Genomic DNA, 19,468 nt, shown 5'->3' with positions numbered 1-19,468 from the left:
ATGATAATATGAAATATAATGCTTCGCATATAATGGGTGCAATTTTTGCTGTACCCATTGCTTTAGTCACTGGATTCATCAGTATGAATTTCTTCCACTTTGATATGTGGATAGATTCACTGATTATTGCAGCTGGCTATTTTGGTGCATACTTACCTGTACAAATCACTACAGGTAACAAATATCTTCAAGAGATGGGTGTTACAAAACAAGAATATAAATATATCAGAAAACAAATAAAAATAGCTGAACCTAAAATTAAACAATTATTAATTCAGTATAAAAAAGTACGTTCTGTCACTGATTTTAAAAATGTTAATGAAATTAATAAGCTTGCCAGAACTATCTTTAAAACTGTTCAAAGGAATCCAGGTAAGTTTTTCTCTGTTGATAGTTTTTTCTTTTCTCACCTAGATAATACTGTCAACTTATTAGATCAATTCTTATACTTGTCTCGTATGCCCCATAAAACAGCTGAAGACAAACAACTTTTATATAATGCCCGATTGACATTAGAAGAATTAAAACGAACATTGCAGGCAGATTTAAAAGCGTTAAACTCAAGTGATTTTCATCAGATGAAAGTAGAGATTGATTTAGCATCTTTGCAAAGACAGACTACAGACCCCTATACTACTCAAACATCAACTCAATCATTAGACTACCAACATCAAACGCCTGTAAATTTTAAACGTTCAAAACAATATGAACAGATTACTGAAAGGAATGACAATTAATGCAACAAAATGACCTATTAAATGATTTAACTGCAAATCCTTTTGCATCAAATACTGAAACAATTGAAACACATGCTAATACTGACGTAACTTATCAAACGGAAGTAATGTCTCCAGAAAAAAGAGAGAAAATCAATCAAATTAAGCACCAGATTAAACCTTTAGATAACGAAAATTTATTACTATATGGTTCAAGTGCACAACAAAAATTATCAACATTCTCGCATCAAATTTTAGATGAAGTACAACGTAAAGATGTAGGTTCTATTGGTGACAGTTTAGATCAATTAATGAAAAAATTAAAAGAAGTTGATCCTGACGAAATTTCACAAATTGAAAAAAGTAAAGTCAAAAAACTATTTAAGCGTGTTTCTAAATCTGTTAATGAACTCATTTCGAGATATCAGTCTGTATCTGGTCAAATTGATCGTATATCGGTTCAACTTCAAAATTCAAAAGATGTATTACTGAAAGATGTTCATATGTTAGATAGACTTTACGACGAAAATAAAGCATATTTTGAAGCTTTAGATATGTTCATTATCGCTGCCGAAGAAAAACGTGAAGAGTTACAAACAGTGATGCTACCTGAATTAGAACAGCGTGCTTTACAGTCTAATGATCAAATGATAGTACAGGATGTTAATGATCTTAGACATTATTTAAATAGAATGGATAAACGTATCTACGACTTAAAACTATCTCGTCAAATAACATTACAATCTGCACCACAAATTCGTATGATTCAGGATGTTAACCAAACTTTAGCAGAAAAAATTCAAAGTTCTATTCTTACAAGTATTCCTTTATGGAAAAACCAAATGGCTATTGCAATGAGTTTATTACACCAGCAAAAAGCATCTAAGGCTCAGCAACAAGTTACAAATACGACAAACGAGCTATTACTTAAAAATTCTGAAATGCTTAAAATGAACACTATTCGCACTGCCCAGGAAAATGAGCGTGGCATTGTGGAACTTGATACATTAAAGACAACACAGCAAAATATCGTTGATACAATTAGAGAAACCCTCACTATTCAACAGCAAGGCTCTGAAAAAAGAAGAGCAGCTGAAATTGAGTTAGGTAAAATGGAGCAGGATCTAAAACAACAATTATTACAGTTACAAAAAGAACAGAATCTAAGATAATAAAAAAACACGTATGTTAAGCTAGAAACTTAACATACGTGTTTTTTATTTGTATTCTACTTTTGGATGTTTTAAACCAATGATATATCCAATAAGATAACCGATTACTGCAAAGAGCAACCACTCCATCGACTGAGCTTTTAATGGTAAGACATTTAAAAATGTAAAGGTTTTAAATAGATTACCAATAACAGATAAGACAGAAATAATCGTTACAAATATGATAGCCAGTTGAAATGAAAGTGTAGGTGTTGGAATAAACTTAGCAACCAACATTACTAATACTAATGTCATCGCAATTGGATATAAAATCATAAGTACCGGAACTGATTTATCGATAACCGTTTTAAGCCCTTGATTTGCAAGGATAAAACTGAATATTGTAAAGATAATTGCATAAATTTTGTATGGTATTTTACTATACACTTCATGGAAAAATTCACTTACAGCAACGACTAAACCAGTTGAAGTCGTTAAACAAGCTAAACTTACAATAATGCCGATAAGAAGCTTACCAAACATTCCAAAAGTATCTTCAGAAATATGTGTCAGAATATAAGTTCCTAAATCTAGATTATTTTTCTTAATATGCGCAAGTTGTTCAGTTGATAAATGATAATGACTTCCAATCCATCCTAATGTTATGTAAATAAATCCAAGAGCTACTGCAGCAATCATACCAGCAAGTACAGTCTGTTTAAATAATCCTGTTTCTTTTGTAATCCCTTTTTCTTTTATGGCATTAATAACTATGACGGAGAAAGCAATAGCGGCAATCGCGTCCATTGTCTGGTAGCCGTTTGTAAAGCCATTAAAAAAACTAGCGTTAGCATTTTGATAGATTTCACTGTGAGCTCTCACTGCTGAAGTATCTAATAAAGAATAAATACCAACAACAACTAGTGCAAGTATTGAGATTAATAATGCAGGGGTTAATATAGCACCAACACGATCCACCATTTTTGATGGATTTATGGACAACCATAATGTAATACCAAAGAAAATTAATGTAAAGACAAATAATGATAGTGTTGTTGGTCCTTGACCTAAGAATGGAACGACAGCCATCTCATAAGATGTCGCACCCGTCCTAGGAATTGCAAACAATGGTCCGATAGTTAAGTATACTGCTGAGAGAAAAAGCAGGCAAAAAACTGGATTTATTTTATTTAATACGCCCTTATACCCTTGTTCATCTAAGGAACCAACTATAATGCCAAGAAGAGGTAATCCTACACCTGTTAATATAAAACCTAAAATAGCCGGCCAAAAATAATGGCCACTCATAAAACCTAAATTTGGAGGAAAAATTAAATTTCCTGCCCCAAAAAATATAGCAAACAACATAAAACCTACAACCCAAGTATTCTTTTTCATAGGATACCCTCCTCTACTTTAATGTTAATTATAGTAACACTTTAAATGCATAAAGTCTACTGTTTTCTGAAAATTTAAAATTCTTGAAATGATGAGCATTCCATCATCTCTTGTTGTTAAAATTGTTTCATACTTTGAAGCAATAATGTTTTTAGTAAAGGTTGGATAACGCTTGGCAACTTTTCAACACCTTCTACAAATATGCAGTAATCATTATAAATATTTTTGATGGTTGCTCGTGTATTTTCGTCTATCTTAGACTGACTTAAAAATATATTAATAACGTAAATATTTTCTTTTCTTAATGCAACGACAGCATCATGTGTGTCCATGATACCATTCGCTTCATAATCAAATGCAGAAGGTTCACCGTCTGAGAAGACGATTAAAAACTTTTGCTTTTCACTTCGCCCCTTTAACATATTACCTGCTACTCTTAGTGCCAATCCGTCTCTATTATCTTCGCCCGTCTGATAACTCACGACATTGGGTGAGTATTGTTGCTGAAGACTGTTCTGATAAGTAATAATTTGTTCCAAAATATTAGGCTGACTATATTTATCAGCTTCAAATCCATCTTCAGAAAATGCTAATATTTCATGTTTGATTGATAGTTGTAGTAGGGTTTCATGAAATAAAACAATACCTTTTTTCGTCTCTTCAAGTTTGTCTTCCATACTGTATGATGCATCAATTAGAAGTGTAAATGTTGCATCTAACTGATAAGACTTTTGATCTTCTTTGTAAAAAATACGTTTTCTGTCATCTAAAAACCATTGTGTTAAGTTTCTGCTTAATTTTCCTTTGCTTAAATTCTGTCTTTTCGCTGAAACTTCATGATCAACACTTTTGTTGATGACGTTAACCAATGTCTTTATTTCTTTTAATACTTCTTCTTTATATTGATTATAAGTCATTAAACTATTTTCATCTTGTTCAGTATTTTTCCAGATAAGTTTTGTAAAAATATTTTCTTCACCGACAATATCGCTAATATCATTACCATCTGCATCAATTTGTGGTGGTTTAGTTTTCCCTTTGCTCATTAACATTTCTGTAATATCATCACTTGCATCGCCCTCGCGATCGTTTTCTTTTATATTGTTGCTATTAGCACCTTCAGTTACTTCGGTTTCAAGATAAGCGCCACTTTTTGTTTCTGTATCACGTTGTTTCGTCTGAACTGATTCTGATTCATCCATTTCTGCAACATCCTGTTTCGCTTTATCGAGATTCGCTTTTTTATATGCTTTTGCATTCATATAAGCGAGCTTAGGGATATAGTAATATTCATTGAGCATATCTTTATTTAGATGTGATTCGCATAATAACATGATACGTATCGCCAGATTCGCACTATCTTCTGTTGTTTTTAAATCATAAATAGATTGTAATGCTAATTGAACTGGATATTCTAATTCATTAAAAAATTTCGAGTGAAAAGATAATACATTATCAGTAAGTAAGGCATGTTCAATTTGAAGGAAAAGTTCATCTGTAGGCATAGCCTTTGTTTGATAGAATTTAATTTGACTTTCATTTTCTTTAAGTTTAGCTTGTATTCTTACTTTAAAGAACTTCCTTGTAAAAGGTCTTGTTAGACTGATTAACTGAATTAATCTATATTCTTCAAGCATCATAAATAGCTGATAAAAAAAGCTTTTAACTGTAAAATCTTCATTCAGCACTTCTTCAACTACGTCTAAATCAGTATAATCAAAACCTATGGCATGTAAAATAGTATCACTCTTTAAAAGTTTCATTTCCTCTACACTATCGCGATGCTTCCATTTAAATGCTACATTCACAGTATTTTCAACTAAATCAAAATATGCAAACTTCTGAAAATTTACTTTCACAGACTCGTCTTTTCTTAGTAATTGAGCTAAGTCAGTCAAGGTCATAATTAATGACGGATCAACGCGTTCATCATTAAAAAGGATAAATTTTTCGCTCATTAGAAATTCAATTCCATCGCATTGATAATTGCATTCTGTTCTCGCTCATCATCAAGCTTGTCAATAATTGCACGTTTTGCTGCACGTTCAATCGGCATGACACTCGTTAAATCACAGAAATCAAGTAATGCGCGAATAGAACTTGCTTCTTCACTGATTTGACCTTGACTTGCCATAGTGATTAAATCCTGATTAAACTTATTAATTTGATCAATTAAATTGTGATCCTTTAATGAAGTTTGTTCTAAAATTACTTGTTTTAAGATTTCTCCATTGATATAGTGTAAATCTAATACAACAAATCGGTTTTTTAGTGCTTCATTCATTGGTAAAGTTCCTACATAACCCACATTGATGGCTGCAATAACTTTAAAGTTTTCATGAGCTGTGATGACTTCTCCAGTAAACGGGTTTGTGATAGTTCTTCGAAAGTCCAGGACACCATTTAATATTGGCAACGTTTCAGGCTTTGCCATATTTATTTCATCAATGTATAGTAGATTACCTTCACGCATCGCTTCTATTACAGGTCCATCGACAAATATGATTTTTGATTCTCCGTTTACATTTTCAATCGTTTTATACCCGAGCAGACTTTCGGCATCCAGATCAACCGAACAGTTAATACTGTTTATTTTTTGATTCATATCATGACCTAAAGTTTCTGCAAGCTTTGTTTTACCAGACCCCGTAGGACCTTTCAGTAACACATTCTTTTTTAAATTTAGCATAGCTAAAGCGTCCTGATAAATGGTTACATCACTATTTTGATATTTTTGCACAATTAAACTCCCTTTCAAAAATAAAAAGAGGCAAAAGCTGCCTCTGTTTTTGTATATGCTTATTATACACGATTGTATTATTTTTTGTATAAGTCTGTTTCAAATTTTAATGTTTTAAAAAGCCTTATATTTCATAAAATGTTAAAATATAAAAAATCTGTATTAGTTAATGATATTAAATTTCTTCAAAATATTCTTTATAGTACCCGCCTACTTTACCACTATTATCTCTAATTTGATAATATTCTTCTGTCTCATTCACCACATCATAAACTTTTCCTAGAGTTAACATATCGCTAACTTTATATTTCTTTGCATCAACATTCAATACTTTTACCTGCTTGATTGCTGCTTTATCTTGCCATTCTTCATGTAACATTTTAATTCCTCATTTCATTATTTTGTTTGTAATGGTGTTAATATTTGCTCTATTTCTGCTCTGCGATTTTCTAAAAAAGGTGGCAGACTTAAGCTTTTCCCTAGAGCATCGAGCGATTCATCAGTTGTAAAACCTGGACCGTCTGTTGCTAATTCAAATAAGATACCTGAAACATCTCTAAAATAGAGTGACTTGAAATAATAACGGTCAACGATTCCTGAATTAGGAATTGAACCAGAGATTAATAGATTTAAAGATTCTCGCAATTTTAATTCATCACTTACTCTAAAAGCGACGTGATGCGTTCCTCCATAACCCTGAAGTGAAGAGCCGCTACGTTTTAAAACATGAACTTCGCCACCATTGCCACCTTCGCCCATCGTAAACACATGTGCAGAATCTTCTGACTGTGTATGCGGATATTCACTTATACGTTTCATACCTAATATTTGTGTAAGTACAGACGCAGTCACTAAGGTATGTTCAACTGCAAGGAGTATAGGTCCTAATCCCAAAATCTGATGTATACTTTCAACAGGACTTTCTGGGTTAGGTTGTCCTAAAGGAATACCTGAATTCATTTCATCAGAAATTAAATAGATGAGACGATCATCAAAGTCATAAAAAGGTAATGCATGCTTATTATTTATCTTTATAACTGAGTCATAGCGTATATTATATTCATCAAAACGCTGTTTAAAATAATATAGACTATAATCAGTGGGAACTCGCAATGAAAATGCAAAGATTTCATTCGTACCACTTTCATTCTTTGGTGTATCTTTAAAATCAAAAAAAGTAACTTCAGTGCCTGGAGCTCCTTCGTTATCACCGAAAAATAAATGATAAGTATCGATAGCATCCTGATTCACCGTTTTTTTGACAAGTTTTAGACCTAAAATACTATGATAAAAATCATAACATTTTTGAGCATCACTTGTAATAGCTGTTACATGATGAATACCTAATAAATCCATTTTTTATTCCCTCCAAAATATAAAAAACCCGGTAACTTATACTCATTATACCTTGTATAAGTTACCGGGTAAATTATTAACTTTCTAACAATAAATCTTCAGGGCTTTCAATTAATTCTTTAATCGTTTTTAGGAATCCTACAGCTTCCTTACCATCGATAATTCTGTGATCATAGCTTAATGCAACATACATCATCGGACGATTTTCCATACGTTCCTTATCAATTGCTACAGGTCGTGTAACGATTGAATGCATCCCTAATATGGCAGCTTGTGTACCATTAATAATAGGTGTTGACATTAATGAACCGAAAACTCCTCCATTAGTGATAGTAAATGAACCGCCCATCATATCATCTAGTCCTAATTTCTTATCACGTGCCTTAACTGCAAGGTCATAAATTGATCCTTCAATTTCTGCAAAGTTTTTCTTATCACAATCTCTTACGACTGGAACAACTAAGCCTTCGTCTGTTGAAACTGCAACACCAATATCATAAAACTGTTTTAGAATTAAATCGTCACCATCAATTTCAGCATTAACTGCTGGATATTTTTTCAGTGCCGCTACAACTGCTTTTGTAAAGAATGACATAAATCCTAAACGCGTTCCATCATGGTTTTCCTGGAAAGCATCTTTTTTACGTTTACGAAGATCCATTACATTTGTCATATCAATTTCGTTAAACGTTGTCAGCATTGCAGTATTTTGAGATACTTCTAATAATTTAATCGCAATAGTTTTTCTGCGACGACTCATTTTTTCACGAATCACAGGTTTAGCTGGGTTATCAACTTTTGCTGGTGCTGCTTGTACTTGTTCTTTTGCTGGTGCTGGTTGAGCTGGTGCGTCAGCAGCATTTTTAACATCATGACTTCTTATCAATCCTTTAGGATCACGAGGATTAATTGTTGAAAGATCAATACCATGCTCACGTGCATATTTACGGGCAGAAGGTGTCGCAACAATACGAACATCTTTATCCTTAGCTGTATCTTCTGATGTTACTTTTTCTTGTTCTTGCTGCTTATCGTTTGTTTCTTTTGCGTCATGAGTATTTTCTTCTTTTACAGTTTTTTCATCACTTGACGGTGCCGGTGTTGCCCCACCTTCACCAACGATTGCGATAACTGAACCTACCTCAACAGTGTCACCTTCCTGTGCTTTAATTTCAGTAATGACACCCGCCTCTTCAGAAATAACCTCTACATTAACTTTATCAGTTTCAAGTTCAACGATGTTCTCACCCTTTTCAACACTGTCACCAACTTGTTTAAACCATGTTGAAATTGTACCTTCTGTAATTGATTCTGCTAATTCTGGAACTTTGATTTCTGCCACTTTCATATCCCCCTTATATAGTTAGAGCTTCTTTAATAATTTTTGATTGTACAAGTTTATGAATTTCATTATCGCCTTCAGATGGTGCAGCGCGACGAATTCGACCATAATATTTCACCGGTTTACCATTCGCAATTTGTAAAAGTTCTGGATAAATATATTGCCATGTACCCTGGTTTTCAGGCTCTTCCTGAACAAATCCAATTTCAGTTAAACCTTTAATATCATTAATAATTGATTGTATATCTTCTGTTGGTAATGGATATAATTGTTCTAATCGAATAAGATGAATCGCATCATTTGGATTCTTTTGTAATTCAGTATATAAATCAATCGCTACTTTACCGCTGGCAATTAGAAGCTTTTTAACTTTTGTTTTCTTATAAGTGTCTGAAATGATTGGTTTAAAGCTACCTTCTGTAAATTTATCCACCGAATCAGATACAAAAGTATTTCGAAGTAAGCTTTTTGGACTCATAATCACTAAAGGTCTCATTTGCAACGTGTCTAAATAATGTGCTTGACGTCGTAGTAGATGGAAGTAGTTTGCAGTTGATGTTACATTTGCTACAGTCCAGTTATTTTCACCTGCAAGTTGTAAGAAACGTTCCAAACGTGCTGAAGAATGCTCAGGACCTTGTCCTTCATAAGCATGAGGAAGTAACAGCGTTAAACCACTTCTTTCTCCCCATTTTGCATTTGCACTTGAAATAAAGTTGTCAAAGATCATTTGAGCCATATTTGCAAAATCACCATATTGCGCTTCCCATACAGCAAGAGCTTCATTTTTCTTTAAGTTATATCCATATTCAAAGCCAACTACAGCTGCTTCTGATAATGGAGAATTGTGAATATCAAAAGAAGCATTCGAATCTGAAATATGCTGTAAAGGTGTATATTTATCTCCATTTTTTTCATCATTAAGTACCGCATGACGGTGCGCGAAAGTTCCACGTTCAGCATCCTGACCTGTATGGCGAACAGGTTTACCATCTTGAATAATTGTCCCATACGCTAGTAATTCTGCATGTCCCCAATCAATTAAGCCATCTTTAGTGAAAGGATCGTTACGTCGTTCCAAAATCTTCTGTAACTTTTTGAATACTGTAAATGATTCAGGTGTTGCTAACATATCATCGTTTAATTGTTTTAAACGATCAAACGATACACCTGTTTCAATACGTTCATATCCATTAATTACTTCTTCTGGCGCACGCATCTCACTATCTGAATTCATCGTACTTTTATCGATTTTATCATGTGCTGTACGCATTTCTTTTGCAACATCATCAAAAATTTTGTTCATTTCATCTTCTGATATGATGCCTTCATCGACAAGTTGTTTTCCGTATTTTATTTCAATACTTGGATGACCCTTAACTTCTTTGTATAACATTGGATTCGTAATTGTTGGTTCATCCATTTCATTATGACCATATCTACGGTATCCTACTAAATCAATCACAAAATCTTTATTGAATTTTTGACGGAAACTCATTGCTAATGAAATAGCTTCAAGACAAGCTTCAACGTCATCGGCATTAACGTGAATGATCGGTAGGTCATAGCCCTTAGCTACATCTGTCGCATAAGTTGTTGATCTTGAATCATAAGGTTCAGTCGTAAAACCAACACGGTTATTTGTAATAATATGTATTGAACCACCAACCGTGTATCCATCTAAATTGCTTAAATTCATGCTTTCAAAATTAATGCCTTGTCCAGGAAATGCAGCATCACCATGAATTAATACAGCTATCGCTTTATTAAAATCCTGAACAGGTTCATTCACTCCATTAGTAGTTTCCTGCACAGCACGAGTTTTACCTAGCACTACTGGTGAAACGATTTCCAGATGCGATGGATTATTAGCAAGTGATACTACTTGTTCATCTCCATACTTTGTAGTCGTTTTTTTACCACCTAAATGATACTTTACATCACTTGTCCAACCTTTTGTAACATCAAGTGATCCGTCTTCGGGTAAAAACTTCAAAGGATCAGTATGCATAAATTCAGAAAGCATCATTTCGTAAGGTTTTTCAAGAATATGAGTTAATACATTTAGTCGACCACGATGTGCCATTCCAATTTCAATGTTTTTGATACCTTCCTGATTCGAGATACGCATGATGTGTTCAAGCATCGGAACGAGTGCATCCACACCTTCAATTGAGAAACGTTTAGCACCCACAAAATTTTTATGAATATATTTTTCAAATCCTTCAACATGCGCTAGGCTATCAAGTAAATTAATTTTTTCTTCTTTTGTTAATTGATTTTCTTCTCTTGATTCAATTTGCTGAGTTAACCAATCACGTTCATTTACATCATTGATATGTGAAATTTCAAAACCAATCGTACTTTGATAAGCTTTTTTTAGATGATTGATTGCATCAAGTGCATTGCTAAATTTTTCACCATATTCTGTTGAGATTAAACTTGCTGGAAGTTGCTTTAAATCTTCCTCTGTCAGATTAAAGTCCTCTAAAGAAAGAGCTGGCAAGTTTTCTCTTGCTGGACGATATAATGGATAAATATCAGCTGTAAGATGTCCATATAATCTAATATTATCGATTAATCTTAAAACACGCTTAACTTTTTCAGTATCAGCAATACCTGCGCTACTCGCTGGCTGCCCCCCTTGAATACTTGAAAATAAAACTTGTAGTTCATCTGAAACCGATGATGGATCAGCTAGATATTGGTCAAACATTTCTAGAAGAATGCCTAAGTTTGTTCCAAATCTAGGTGGTGCTTCATCGAGGTTTTTACCTTTCGTCATGGTTCCACCCTCCATATAATTAAATAAAACGTTTACATAGCTATTTTAACAAAGCAAAGCACGAAATTAAAGGGGAAAAACACATCTTTGTGAATTATATCTATCGCATTGGAAATTGGATAATCACTTTTGTATACTGATTGACTTCACTTTCAATTTTTACTGTGCCTTTGTATGATTCAATCAGTTTTTTAGCAATCGATAACCCCAGACCATTGCCTCCTTTTGATCTAGCTCTTGACTTATCCACGCGGTAAAATCGATCAAATATATTCGGTAAATCTTTTTCTGGAATACCTTCGCCATTATCAATAATTTCAACTTGCAACAATTTACTCTTTACTGAAGTTCTAATGACGATATGTTTATTTAGCTGATCATATTTCATCGCATTATCTAAAAAAATTAATAAAATTTGTTCAAAATGGAATCTGTTGATATTTAATTTGATATGTTCATGTGTTGAATGAAAGTCAAACGTATAGTCATCCTTGAGTTGTTGTAAGGAATGAATTCTCCCTTTAATTTCTGTATTAACATCGATGATTTCAGTTTGATTTGTTTCTAATGAATTAGCATCCTTGGATAGTAATAACAATTCTTCAACTAGTTTATTAATTCTATTCATCTCTTCAAGTGAAATAGATAATGATTCTTCAAGAATTTCCGGATTATTTTTACCCCAGCGTTTAATGAGATTTAAGTGACCATTAATAATCTGCAAAGGCGTTCGTAACTCATGACTTGCATCTTCAACAAATTGTTTTTGCTGATTAAATGAAGCCTCCAGTTGACTCATCATTTCATTAAATGTGTCAATCATATCATCGGTTTCGTAATAACTCGTAGACACTTGTAATTTGTTCTGGAAACCATCCCGTTTAATTTGATTCATTTTAGTTGATAATCTTCGGATTGGTTTCGTAATCTGATTAGAGAACAAAAAGCTGATCAATGCAGTAATAAATAAAGCGGTCAATCCAAAAAAACTACATAAAAGTATTAAATATTGCATCACACTAAAATATTTGTCAAGTGAATGTGCGATCGTTATATAGCCAAAAAAATGCTCATTTCTAAGGGGAGTCGAGATTAATAAATATTGTTTATCGTCAATTTTTTTTTGCTCAAGTATAGGTTTATTACTCTTTTTAAATGGGAGTGTGAAAGTATAATTTTCGTTATTAGTCGTCTGGTAATAATTTTTTCCATCAATATTATAAAAAAATACTTTTTCATTATCGTTAAGTGCACGCTCAATGTCTGCAGTAGTTACTTGAGCCGGTGTTTTTTCTTCAAATAATCTGGAAATATCTCGTACACTTTTCTTTAAATCCTCTGCCTCACGTTCTTTTTGATAAGTACTGATTAAAAAGATAATAAATAAACTAAAAATCATAAAGATTATGAATGTTATTGTTGTCGTTAAAATTGTCCATTTTGAACGTAGAGATTGAGATCGTGTCGTCATCTTATCACGTACCCGACCCCACGGACAGTTTCTATAATTTTATGATATTGAAATGGTTTAAGTTTATTTCTTAAATATCTGATATATACATCGACAACATTAGTTTCTACTTCACTTTCATAACCCCATACACTCGTTAAAATTTGCTCACGCGTCAATACATGTTTTTTATTTTCAACGAGCACTTTCAACAACTCAAATTCAGTCTTCGTTAGCTCTATTGCCACATCATTGATAGTAACCGTAAAGGCATCCAGATTAATTAACATATCATTAATTTTTAATATGTTTTCATTCTCATTAATCGTTGTAGAATGATAATTGCGTCGCAGAATAACTCGAATTCTTGCTAATAGTTCCTCAATATCAAAGGGTTTTACGATATAATCATCAGCACCATAATCAAGACCAATAACTTTATCATACGTTTCACCTTTGGCAGTGATGATAATCACTGGTGTATCTTTAACATTACGTAATTTTCGACATACTTCCAACCCATTTATATTGGGTAGCATTAAGTCTAGCAGAATACAATCATAATCATTTTCGATTGCTTCTTTTAGCCCACTCTCACCGTCGTGCAAGACGACCACTTCATATTTTTCATGCATTAATTCAAGTTGAATAAATCGAGCTAAATTTTCTTCATCCTCTATAATTAATATTTTGTGCAAATTAACACCTCCTATCTAATTTTTAATGTATCTTTTCTGCAATTGCAGAATATTTTCTTTTACTTCGGGCCACTCATCATCAATAATTGAATAAATGATTAAATTTCTACGCACACCATCCAGATTACGTTCCTTGCGAATGACTCCTTCTTTTTGAAAGCCCAAACGTTCAATCGCCCTATTTGAACGTTCATTACGTTCATCTGCTTTAATTTGTACGCGCACCATATTTAACGTTTCAAAACAAAATTCAAGTAATAGAAACTTACTATCTGTATTTACATAGGTTTTTTGGGCTTTTACACCAAACCAAGTCGTACCAATCTCACAACTATCATTATCATAATCTATTTCTTTAATTCGAGTTGAACCCACAACTTCATTTGTCTCCTTCATCACGACGATGAAAGGAATAGACTTCATCTTTTCTCTTAAATGCACTGCATCAATGACCCATTGTTCCATTAAATCCATATCAGTTGCTTTAAAGAGCATATAGCTCCAAATCGATTCATGATTGATTTCATGTAAATCTTTTGCATGTTCAATTTGCATAGGAATTAATTTGATTCTTTCATTTTCTAAAACAACGGATTCAAATACATTAATTGTCACTGCTGCACCTTCTTTTTCAATGTTATAAAAAAATAATATCAAGAAACTAAAAAAATTCATATGTATATGTATCAAATTTACAAAGAAATAAAACTAAATATAAAAAAACTCCTGACTGGGCAAAGTCAGGAGTATATGGGCAAAATATTGGGGGTTATATGAAAATGATTACTTAGAGGGGGAACTCTGTAAATGAGAATCATTTTCACTAATTATTATACCTTATTGAGAACGATTGTCAATTAATTTATTTAAGATAGTTTGAGCTAATAATATACTGATGATTCCACCAATAATGCCAGCAATAATATCTGTCGGATAATGCACACCTAAGTATACACGACTTGATGAAATCATTATTATTGTAAATACACATAAGCCGATAAGATACGGTTTTACGTTGCTATCACTACGCTTAATAAGATAAGCGAGACTACCAAAAAATGCAGTGGAGCCCATTGCGTGACCACTCGGGAAACTAAATCCAGTAATATCTATTAAACGTAATAATGTAGGTCTTTCTCTGTCAAATATATTTTTAAGTAATGGGTTTAAAGTACCTGATAATATCATTGCTAGTGCAAAGAAAAGCGCTTCTATTTTCATTTTTTTTAACATAAGATATGCAACAACGAGCAGACTAAGTGCTATCATTGCCCAAACCTCACCGATTTTAGTGAAACCAAGCATTATTGAAGTTGTGATAAAACTCTCAGAGGAGTATATAAACTCATAAACTTCGTTATCAATCCACTTTCCTAATCTAGATTCATGAAAAAATGCAATCATACCGAAAATAAAACTAAATATTAAAATTAAAGTAATTCTTTTCGTTCTCGACATATTATCTCTCCTACTGTGCATCTTTAATAATTTTTTCTAAAAGCGATCCAGCTGTATGAATACTCTTGTTATCTTTCATTCTGTCAACAATTACACTATATTCATTTTCAACTTTCTGTAACGTTTTTAAAAGCACTTGACCATTCACATCATACTCATCTATAACCTGGGCAAATCCTTTCGTTTTAAAAATATTTGCATTCTCAATTTGATCGCCCCTACTTTGATCTTTTCCTAACGGAATTAAAATCATTGGTTTTTGCAGCGCTAAAAACTCAAAAATTGCGTTAGCACCTGCTCTGGAAATCATAATATCAGTGATTTTATATAGATGCATTAAGTCGGTTGAAACAAATTCTCTTTGATAATAACCTTGTCTGTTTAAAGAAATATCTAAATTTCCACGACCGACAAGATGAATGATTTGATAATCATGAAGTAAAACATCAATGTTTTCTCTAATTGTCTTATTAATAACAGTTGATCCTAGCGAACCGCCCATAACCATAATTACTTTTTTATCTTTATTAAACTGTGTAATCTGATATCCCTTCTGCTCATCACCAGAAAATAAATCATCGCGAATAATACTGCCAACATAATCAGATTTTTCACGAGGGACATAATTTAATGTGTCTTCAAACGTTGTATATAATTTATTCGCAAATTTCAATGCAAGCTTATTGGCAAGTCCAGGGGTAACATCTGACTCATGGATAATCGTTTTTATCTTAAGCATCTTAGCTGCTATCGTAACGGGAACAGCTACAAATCCCCCTTTTGAAAATACTATATCCGGTTTTTCTTTCTTTAAAACAATTAAGGCATCCATTATGCCTTTTTGTACTTTAAAAACATCTTTGGCGTTTTCAACTGAAAAATATCTTCGTAATTTCCCACTTGAAATACCAAAATACTTTATATCGGGAAATTGCTTTGTGATTGTTTCTTTTTCTATTCCGTTCTTTGAACCTATATATATACACTCAATATTTTGTTCCAATGCTTTTGGAATTAAAGCCATATTTACTGCAACATGGCCGATCGTTCCGCCACCTGTAAATGCAATTTTCATTTGATTCACTCCATTAGTTAGACTTTGATTCTTTGATTGCAGCTCTAAGCTGAGTATCATCATGTTGAACTTTTTTCATTAATAGTGCTGTTATCTTTTCTGTTGTCTTACCACTTACGCGTCCTGTAATGTCAAGAGATTCATCTGTTTGAAATTTAATAACAGCTTGTTCGGTCATTTCGTCAAATTTGTTATCTATTTTACCAGGATTATAACCCAATGCTTTTAATCCAAGTTCCAGTGATTTTATATGATTACCTTTTTCACCGACACTCATGACATTATCCGGATCTAAAATTTGAGAATTTGTATATTCAGGAAGTTTTGCAACCACGTCAGGTGAGATACCTTTTTTATGTATCCAATTCTCTTTAGGTGTCAGCCATTTCATTTGTGTATATTTAAGCATAGAATCATCTTTATAAGGTGTCGCTGTTTGAACAATACCCTTACCAAAAGATTTTGTACCCACAATCGTTGCTTGATTATTCTCTCTTAAAGCTTCTGCAAAAACTTCTGATGCACTTGCCGATCCTTCGTTAAGTATAATGACAGTATTTAAATCCTTTGTGATCGGATTATCTGACTGAGTCGCTGATAAATTTTTCTTTTCACCCTTATTATTTTCTGTATATAAGATTGTATCGCCTTTTTCTAAAAATTCATTTGCCATTTTAGTGGCTTCATCAAGGAAACCTCCGGGATTGTTACGTAAATCTATAACGAGCCTTTTCATTCCTTTGTCATGCATTTGTTGTAAGGCATCATGAAATTCAGAAGATGTTTTTTCCTGAAATTTTGTCACAGTAATAATTGCCGTTTTATCCTTTAATATTTTTGAAGTCACACTGTTCATATGTATTTTATCTCTTTTAATTGTAACTTTAAAAGGATCTTGAGTACCGCGTTTTATTGTGAGAACAACTTCCGTTCCTTTTTTTCCTCTTATTTTGTTAACGACCTGTTGTGTATTCCACCCTTGTATTGTCTTTCCATCTATAGCCATAATAATATCATTTGGTTTTATGCCAGCTTTTTCTGCAGGTGCACCTTTTATCGGGCTGGAAATGAGTATTTTATCATCTTTTTGTTCAACTTCTGCACCAATTCCCTGAAAATCTCCCTGCATTGACTCAGAAAATTCATTTTGCTCTTTTTCGGTCATATATTCACTGTAAGGGTCTTTTAATCCCTGTACCATACCTTTTATGGCCCCATCAACTAGAGCCTGCTTATTAACATTTTTGTAGTAATCCTGATTTAATGTGTCATAGACGTGATAAAGTTTAACAAATTCTCCTCTTTTCGGAGAGTCATCAGTAATTATTTTTTCATTACCACTTAATATTGCAAATGCCGTCACTGCAGCCGTAATAATTATTGTCGACACCAGCATCATTATAAATTTAAATGGCGAAATAACATAGTTTTTATTCCTTTGTTTAACATCTTCATCTTCATGTACTTTATTTATTTCATTCGTTTTCTGATCCAAGTGGTTTCACATCCAATTAATATAAGTTTATTTTATAAGTATATAAAAAAACATAAAATAAAGCACGTATCAAATGATACGTGCTAAAACTTAAGCCATTCTATATATGCTTCGTACATTTTATCAAATGTCGATAATGACATTTGAGCACTACCGTATTCTTCTATATAAGTTGATAGTGTATTAAAATCATTAGTAAATTTCGGAAACATTAAGTCGTTGAAAATTGCTTCTGCAAATTCGCCAAACTCATTTTTTGCTCCTCGTTCAGTTAGTGCATATTGATAAAAAGAATTCGATTTCATTATTTAATATTCACAGATAAAACTGTTGACTCACCGCGTGATAACGATGCGCTATTTACAGTATCAAAATTATCGATAATATCTGAATTTGTAATGATCACAGGTGAAATAACAGATGATGCTTTCTCTTTGATTAAATCAATATCAAATGTCAATAGTTCGTCACCAACTTTTACTTTATCTCCTGCACTAATTTTAGTGTCAAATCCTTCACCATTCATCGCAACTGTTTCAAGACCCACATGGATTAAAATTTCCAAGCCATTAGTTGCCTTGATGCCAATCGCATGTTTCGTCGGGAAGACATTCACAATCTCGCCATCGATTGGAGAAACAACAATACCTTCATTCGGTTCAATACCAAAACCTTCACCCATCATTTTCTGAGCAAATACAGGATCCGGAATATTTTCGATAGCTACATAATTACCTGAAATCGGAGCTTTAATCTCAATTGTCTTAGATGCTTCATCGTTTTTACCAAAAATCTTCTTAAACATAAAAATTCCTCCTATAAATTAACTATTCATTAATATACTACCCGATTAATTGTTATCTAATACTTTAATGTATTCAGAATAACCCAATTCGTTCAATTTGTCATAAGGAATAAATTGAATACTTGCTGAATTAATGCAGTATCTTATACCACCTAGTTCTTTTGGTCCATCATTAAAGACGTGACCTAAATGTATATCACTTAATTCTGTTCTAACTTCGGTACGAGTCATTCCAAATGATTTATCAACTAATTCAATAATTTCATCATCACTGATGGCTTTTGAAAATGATGGCCATCCACATGAAGAGTCAAATTTATCATGAGATGTAAACAATGGTTTACCACTCACTTTGTCAACATAAATACCTTTTTCAAAATGATTCCAGTACTCATTTTCAAATGGTGGTTCAGTTCCGTTTTGTTGAGTGACATAATACTCCATTTCATTTAAATCTTTAATATCTTTTTTAAGCATGATTATTCCCCCAGTGCTTTTCAATGAAATCTTTACGCCCAGAACCTTTTTGATAAGACGCGTAATGAGCCGGTTCTTTTTTATAGTAGTCCTGATGATAATTTTCAGCCGGATAGAAATTCTTAAAAGGTAATATTGGAGTATTAATGGGTTTATCAAATATATGCGATGCATTTAGTTTATCTATTACTAAATTTGCAACTTCTTTTTGATGATCATTATGATAAAAAATAGCTGGCTGATAACTTTCTCCTCTATCAAAAAACTGTCCTTCATTATCAGTAGGATCAAATGTTTTAAAGTAAATTTCTAAAATCGCTTCAAAACTAATTACATCTTCATCGAATTCAATTTGCACAGCCTCTCTATGTCCTGTTGTATTCGTACAAACCGTTTCGTACGTAGGATTTTCCACATTGCCACCACTATAACCACTGATAACATCTTTTATACCTGGATATTGATGAAAGGGTTTGACCATACACCAGAAACACCCTCCTGCAAGTGTAGCTAAACTCATAT

At 32.8% G+C, this 19,468-nt stretch carries 19 protein-coding genes; 2 read left to right on the top strand and 17 right to left on the bottom strand.

What is annotated here, in order from left to right:
- Nucleotides 1-8: 8 nt before the first annotated feature.
- Complete coding sequence (locus ACMGE6_RS10445; RefSeq protein ID WP_414053721.1) at nt 9-737, top strand: 5-bromo-4-chloroindolyl phosphate hydrolysis family protein; 729 nt, start codon at nt 9-11, stop codon at nt 735-737.
- Nucleotides 737-1,888 (top strand): toxic anion resistance protein, encoded by a 1,152-nt coding sequence (locus tag ACMGE6_RS10440; RefSeq protein ID WP_414053720.1) that lies wholly within the window; start codon nt 737-739, stop codon nt 1,886-1,888. The genes ACMGE6_RS10445 and ACMGE6_RS10440 overlap by 1 nt, the downstream gene beginning before the upstream one ends.
- Nucleotides 1,889-1,933: 45 nt before the next feature.
- Here the strand turns inward: ACMGE6_RS10440 and brnQ are convergent, their stop codons facing one another.
- From brnQ to msrA, 17 genes are all read right to left on the bottom strand, one after another.
- Nucleotides 1,934-3,265, bottom strand: coding sequence for a branched-chain amino acid transport system II carrier protein (gene brnQ, locus ACMGE6_RS10435; protein ID WP_414053719.1), 1,332 nt, complete (start codon nt 3,263-3,265; stop codon nt 1,934-1,936).
- 116 nt (nt 3,266-3,381) lie between these two features.
- Nucleotides 3,382-5,223, bottom strand: a complete 1,842-nt coding sequence (locus ACMGE6_RS10430) for a vWA domain-containing protein (protein WP_414053718.1) — start codon at nt 5,221-5,223, stop codon at nt 3,382-3,384.
- Nucleotides 5,223-5,954, bottom strand: a complete 732-nt coding sequence (locus tag ACMGE6_RS10425; protein ID WP_414054856.1) for an ATP-binding protein — start codon at nt 5,952-5,954, stop codon at nt 5,223-5,225. The genes ACMGE6_RS10430 and ACMGE6_RS10425 overlap by 1 nt, the downstream gene beginning before the upstream one ends.
- A 226-nt stretch (nt 5,955-6,180) precedes the next feature.
- Entirely contained in the window at nt 6,181-6,384 is a 204-nt protein-coding gene (locus tag ACMGE6_RS10420) for a DUF6501 family protein (RefSeq protein WP_414046435.1), read from the bottom strand.
- 17 nt (nt 6,385-6,401) lie between these two features.
- Nucleotides 6,402-7,361 (bottom strand): ring-cleaving dioxygenase, encoded by a 960-nt coding sequence (locus tag ACMGE6_RS10415; protein ID WP_414053717.1) that lies wholly within the window; start codon nt 7,359-7,361, stop codon nt 6,402-6,404.
- Between the two features lie 76 nt (nt 7,362-7,437).
- Nucleotides 7,438-8,703: a 2-oxoglutarate dehydrogenase complex dihydrolipoyllysine-residue succinyltransferase gene (gene odhB, locus ACMGE6_RS10410; protein WP_414053716.1), complete on the bottom strand. Its 1,266-nt coding sequence runs from the start codon at nt 8,701-8,703 to the stop codon at nt 7,438-7,440.
- A gap of 13 nt (nt 8,704-8,716) precedes the next feature.
- Nucleotides 8,717-11,488 carry a 2-oxoglutarate dehydrogenase E1 component gene (locus tag ACMGE6_RS10405; protein WP_414053715.1) on the bottom strand — a complete coding sequence of 924 codons (2,772 nt, stop codon included), beginning with the start codon at nt 11,486-11,488 and terminating at the stop codon, nt 8,717-8,719.
- A 100-nt stretch (nt 11,489-11,588) separates the two neighbouring features.
- Nucleotides 11,589-12,959 carry a sensor histidine kinase gene (locus tag ACMGE6_RS10400; RefSeq protein ID WP_414053714.1) on the bottom strand — a complete coding sequence of 457 codons (1,371 nt, stop codon included), beginning with the start codon at nt 12,957-12,959 and terminating at the stop codon, nt 11,589-11,591.
- Complete coding sequence (locus ACMGE6_RS10395; protein WP_414046430.1) at nt 12,956-13,636, bottom strand: response regulator transcription factor; 681 nt, start codon at nt 13,634-13,636, stop codon at nt 12,956-12,958. The genes ACMGE6_RS10400 and ACMGE6_RS10395 overlap by 4 nt, the downstream gene beginning before the upstream one ends.
- Nucleotides 13,637-13,651: 15 nt before the next feature.
- The gene (locus ACMGE6_RS10390; protein ID WP_414046429.1) at nt 13,652-14,251 is read right to left on the bottom strand and encodes a GNAT family N-acetyltransferase; all 600 of its coding nucleotides are present in this window, start codon (nt 14,249-14,251) and stop codon (nt 13,652-13,654) included.
- A 222-nt stretch (nt 14,252-14,473) separates the two neighbouring features.
- Nucleotides 14,474-15,094: a phosphatase PAP2 family protein gene (locus ACMGE6_RS10385; protein WP_414046428.1), complete on the bottom strand. Its 621-nt coding sequence runs from the start codon at nt 15,092-15,094 to the stop codon at nt 14,474-14,476.
- 10 nt (nt 15,095-15,104) lie between these two features.
- Nucleotides 15,105-16,169: an undecaprenyldiphospho-muramoylpentapeptide beta-N-acetylglucosaminyltransferase gene (locus ACMGE6_RS10380; RefSeq protein ID WP_414053713.1), complete on the bottom strand. Its 1,065-nt coding sequence runs from the start codon at nt 16,167-16,169 to the stop codon at nt 15,105-15,107.
- 13 nt (nt 16,170-16,182) lie between these two features.
- The gene (locus tag ACMGE6_RS10375) at nt 16,183-17,664 is read right to left on the bottom strand and encodes a S41 family peptidase (RefSeq protein ID WP_414048138.1); all 1,482 of its coding nucleotides are present in this window, start codon (nt 17,662-17,664) and stop codon (nt 16,183-16,185) included.
- Between the two features lie 83 nt (nt 17,665-17,747).
- The gene (locus ACMGE6_RS10370; protein ID WP_414046426.1) at nt 17,748-17,969 is read right to left on the bottom strand and encodes a YozE family protein; all 222 of its coding nucleotides are present in this window, start codon (nt 17,967-17,969) and stop codon (nt 17,748-17,750) included.
- Nucleotides 17,969-18,469, bottom strand: coding sequence for a PTS sugar transporter subunit IIA (locus tag ACMGE6_RS10365; protein WP_414046425.1), 501 nt, complete (start codon nt 18,467-18,469; stop codon nt 17,969-17,971). Before ACMGE6_RS10365 ends, ACMGE6_RS10370 begins: the two co-directional genes overlap by 1 nt.
- Before the next feature lie 45 nt (nt 18,470-18,514).
- The gene (gene msrB / locus ACMGE6_RS10360; protein WP_414046424.1) at nt 18,515-18,946 is read right to left on the bottom strand and encodes a peptide-methionine (R)-S-oxide reductase MsrB; all 432 of its coding nucleotides are present in this window, start codon (nt 18,944-18,946) and stop codon (nt 18,515-18,517) included.
- On the bottom strand, nt 18,939-19,466 hold the full coding sequence (msrA, locus tag ACMGE6_RS10355; protein ID WP_414053712.1) for a peptide-methionine (S)-S-oxide reductase MsrA: 528 nt from the start codon (nt 19,464-19,466) through the stop codon (nt 18,939-18,941). The genes msrB and msrA overlap by 8 nt, the downstream gene beginning before the upstream one ends.
- Between the last annotated feature and the right edge of the window lie 2 nt (nt 19,467-19,468).

Source organism: Macrococcus equi (genome assembly GCF_047426745.1).
GTDB lineage: Bacteria > Bacillota > Bacilli > Staphylococcales > Staphylococcaceae > Macrococcoides > Macrococcoides equi.
The sequence above is the reverse complement of the archived record's forward strand: the minus strand, read 5'-3'. Positions and strand labels throughout refer to the sequence as shown.

What these genes read in the sequence shown, in the direction of transcription:
- ACMGE6_RS10445 (WP_414053721.1), top strand. Translation starts at nt 9, where the DNA reads ATGAAATATAATGCTTCGCATATAATGGGTGCAATTTTTGCTGTACCC.
- ACMGE6_RS10440 (WP_414053720.1), top strand. Translation starts at nt 737, where the DNA reads ATGCAACAAAATGACCTATTAAATGATTTAACTGCAAATCCTTTTGCA.
- brnQ (WP_414053719.1), bottom strand. Translation starts at nt 3,265, where the DNA reads ATGAAAAAGAATACTTGGGTTGTAGGTTTTATGTTGTTTGCTATATTT.
- ACMGE6_RS10430 (WP_414053718.1), bottom strand. Translation starts at nt 5,223, where the DNA reads ATGAGCGAAAAATTTATCCTTTTTAATGATGAACGCGTTGATCCGTCA.
- ACMGE6_RS10425 (WP_414054856.1), bottom strand. Translation starts at nt 5,954, where the DNA reads ATGCTAAATTTAAAAAAGAATGTGTTACTGAAAGGTCCTACGGGGTCT.
- ACMGE6_RS10420 (WP_414046435.1), bottom strand. Translation starts at nt 6,384, where the DNA reads ATGTTACATGAAGAATGGCAAGATAAAGCAGCAATCAAGCAGGTAAAA.
- ACMGE6_RS10415 (WP_414053717.1), bottom strand. Translation starts at nt 7,361, where the DNA reads ATGGATTTATTAGGTATTCATCATGTAACAGCTATTACAAGTGATGCT.
- ACMGE6_RS10405 (WP_414053715.1), bottom strand. Translation starts at nt 11,488, where the DNA reads ATGACGAAAGGTAAAAACCTCGATGAAGCACCACCTAGATTTGGAACA.
- ACMGE6_RS10400 (WP_414053714.1), bottom strand. Translation starts at nt 12,959, where the DNA reads ATGACGACACGATCTCAATCTCTACGTTCAAAATGGACAATTTTAACG.
- ACMGE6_RS10385 (WP_414046428.1), bottom strand. Translation starts at nt 15,094, where the DNA reads ATGTCGAGAACGAAAAGAATTACTTTAATTTTAATATTTAGTTTTATT.
- ACMGE6_RS10380 (WP_414053713.1), bottom strand. Translation starts at nt 16,169, where the DNA reads ATGAAAATTGCATTTACAGGTGGCGGAACGATCGGCCATGTTGCAGTA.
- ACMGE6_RS10370 (WP_414046426.1), bottom strand. Translation starts at nt 17,969, where the DNA reads ATGAAATCGAATTCTTTTTATCAATATGCACTAACTGAACGAGGAGCA.
- ACMGE6_RS10365 (WP_414046425.1), bottom strand. Translation starts at nt 18,469, where the DNA reads ATGTTTAAGAAGATTTTTGGTAAAAACGATGAAGCATCTAAGACAATT.
- msrB (WP_414046424.1), bottom strand. Translation starts at nt 18,946, where the DNA reads ATGCTTAAAAAAGATATTAAAGATTTAAATGAAATGGAGTATTATGTC.
- msrA (WP_414053712.1), bottom strand. Translation starts at nt 19,466, where the DNA reads ATGAGTTTAGCTACACTTGCAGGAGGGTGTTTCTGGTGTATGGTCAAA.